General features: G+C 39.6%; 1 protein-coding gene and 4 tRNA genes. All 5 read right to left on the bottom strand.

Annotated elements, in window-relative coordinates; genetic code table 11:
- Window positions 1-248: 248 nt before the first annotated feature.
- Window positions 249-333 (bottom strand) — tRNA-Leu (locus tag ABZA00_RS16810).
- Window positions 334-365: 32 nt separating this feature from the next.
- Window positions 366-441: transfer RNA gene (locus tag ABZA00_RS16815), tRNA-His, on the bottom strand.
- 17 nt (window positions 442-458) lie between these two features.
- Window positions 459-535, bottom strand: a tRNA-Arg gene (locus tag ABZA00_RS16820).
- Window positions 536-674: 139 nt separating this feature from the next.
- Window positions 675-751: transfer RNA gene (locus tag ABZA00_RS16825), tRNA-Pro, on the bottom strand.
- 550 nt (window positions 752-1301) lie between these two features.
- Window positions 1302-2429 (bottom strand): site-2 protease family protein, encoded by a 1128-nt coding sequence (locus tag ABZA00_RS16830; protein ID WP_372883302.1) that lies wholly within the window; start codon window positions 2427-2429, stop codon window positions 1302-1304.
- Window positions 2430-2775: the final 346 nt, after the last annotated feature.

Raw genomic sequence — 2775 nt, forward strand, 5'->3', positions numbered from 1 at the left:
AAGCTGCGCTAATCACCGAGTAATTTTAGAGTTTATAGTAGTGAAACATTACGGGTCAAGCCCTCTGCTCCAACTCTTTTTAAACCCAAGGAGATGCACCATCAAACAGCGCTAATCACCGAGTAATTTTAGAGTTTATAGTAGTGAAACATTACGGGTCAAGCCCTCTGCTCCAACTCTTTTTAAACCCAAGGAGATGCACTAAAAAGTATGCAACACCTAATTTATCTTATTCGTGTATGTTTAAATGGTGCGGAAAGAGAGACTTGAACTCTCACACCTTGCGATACTAGAACCTAAATCTAGCGCGTCTACCAATTCCGCCATTTCCGCAACGATTTAAAACATTTTAACACAAGTAAAGATGGGGCGAATGACGGGGATTGAACCCGCGACAACCGGAATCACAATCCGGGGCTCTACCAACTGAGCTACATCCGCCGCTAAACTTTTACAAATGGCGCGCCCTACAGGATTCGAACCTGTGGCCTACGGCTTAGAAGGCCGTTGCTCTATCCAGCTGAGCTAAGGGCGCAATAGCTGGCTTATGCAAATATATCCCTGAAAACATATTTACAATCTTGATTAAAAAAGAATATTTAAATCTATCATAAACATTCATATTTAACCACCTATAAGACTTGTTACAATCAACTAAGCATATAGATTTAAATTGGTCGGTGATAGAGGATTCGAACCTCTGACCCTCTGGTCCCAAACCAGATGCGCTACCAAGCTGCGCTAATCACCGATTATTTTTAGAATTTAAAGTAGTTAAACATTTACGGATCAAGCCCTCTGCTCCAACTCTTTTTAAACCCAAGGAGATGCACTATCAAGCTGCGCTAATCACCGATTATTTTTAGAATTTAAAGTAGTTAAACATTTACGGGTCAAGCCCTCTGCTCCAACTCTTTTTAAACCCAAGGAGATGCGCTATCAAGCCGCGCTAATCACCGAGCATTTTCAGGCTTAAGCTAATATCATTTGATGGGCAACCCCTTCATACCAACTTATCTAACACCTTAATTTGCCAATTGATTGTGCCTTGACAACGAGGCGGATATTACTGAGTTGTATGGGTATCGTCAAATGTTATTTACAATAAACTTTCTGAATGATGATAAATTAAACGCTTTGTCTATTTTAACTGCGACATTCTGTTTTTATTCACTGTTTACCTTGAAATTTGCTTTTATTAAGTCTTAAAAACCTTCATTTGACTTTACACTTTATTACCTGAAATTTGAGTATCATGCTCAGCAATGATACTCAAACTCCCTGCAGCTGAGCTAACCGGATCAAGCGCCTAATATCTGCAATGGCAGTGCTAACAATTGATCTCCCGACTTGGCAAAATAGAAAATAATAGCAACCAACCCGGCAACTGTCATGAGGTACCAGACACTGGAAAATATCTGCCCGTACCTGTCTAAAGGTAAAAGATGACTCTGATGGCGCGTTCGCCACTCCGACACGATTTCCAAGCTGCCGATTAACAATAAAAAACCAAGCAGCACCAATCCCAGGCTATAACTCACGAAAACACCTGCTGTGGCACCTGCAATGCAAGCAAGAAGTCCAAGCTTGCTATTCATTGAAAAACTGATGCTTTTTAGAATATGGCCGCCATCTAAGGGTAAAATAGGCAAAAGATTAAAAAGATTTAATAAACTATTAAAAGTCGCCAACCCGGCAAAGAAAATATTATCAGTGATCCAATAGAGAAGCACACAGGCGATAGATAATAACAAGCCGAACGTGGGCCCCATAATTGATATCACAACATCCTGCCAGCGTGTATTTATTTTTTCATCACTAACCGCGAGCCCTCCGACAAAAGGTATCAGGTAAACTCCTTTGGTTTTCATGCCAAAATATTGCATTGCCTTAATATGTCCATATTCGTGAAACACCAGACAGGCTAATAAAGATAAGGCAAATTGAAAAGAGAAAAACCAGCTGTATGCCGCCAGACTGGCACCTGCTAACACAACTTTAATTATTTTAGCGCTTTTAAGCAGTTTGAAACCTAAGGATGCAAGACCGACTATACTGAATTTTTTTTCTTCTTTTACCGTTTTTACGGGAATTTGTTTTTCAATATCTTTACTATTACGACTCCCCTGCGCAACCGATACCCCATCGATAAAAAGTTCATATTTTATAACAAATGGCTGCCATGTCAGTTCGGTGACCAATTGACATTTGATGATATTATCCGTCTGCGCGATATTTTCATTATCAGGAACCGTCGCTTGTTCGGGTTTACTGGTGAGTTCAAAAGCATGTGTGGATTGAGATTGTTGATTTTCAGTGGCTGTTAGTTGTGAAACCAGATGCTCTCCCCAGTACAGTTGCTGCCACCCGGCAAGAGAGCCTTCTAATCTTAATGTTTGTCCGAAATGTTGAAGTTGTAATAATTCCACGCCAATAGATCCGTATAAAAAAGTTCGTCATATTATGCCTTCAATTACCAGGCAGGTGAAGGCTTATCCAAACTAAATGTATCGGCAAACAAAGAAGCGCTAACGTGAGGCATCATTAAAAAACAATATTAACGTTATAACAAAAAGGAGATAAAGGGAGATCCTGGATAAAAAAGCCAGTGCAAAACGACTGGCTTTTTTATTCATACCAAATCCGATAATTATCTATTCATTTATGCTTGTTAAAATGAATGCTAGCTTCGTTATTGATTTTGCAATTAGAACAACTAGTTACTGCAATCAATGCCTTGCTTTCATCCATTTTTCCTACCCCTAAATAGATCAT

Source organism: Psychromonas sp., assembly GCF_041586535.1.
Lineage (GTDB): Bacteria > Pseudomonadota > Gammaproteobacteria > Enterobacterales > Psychromonadaceae > Psychromonas.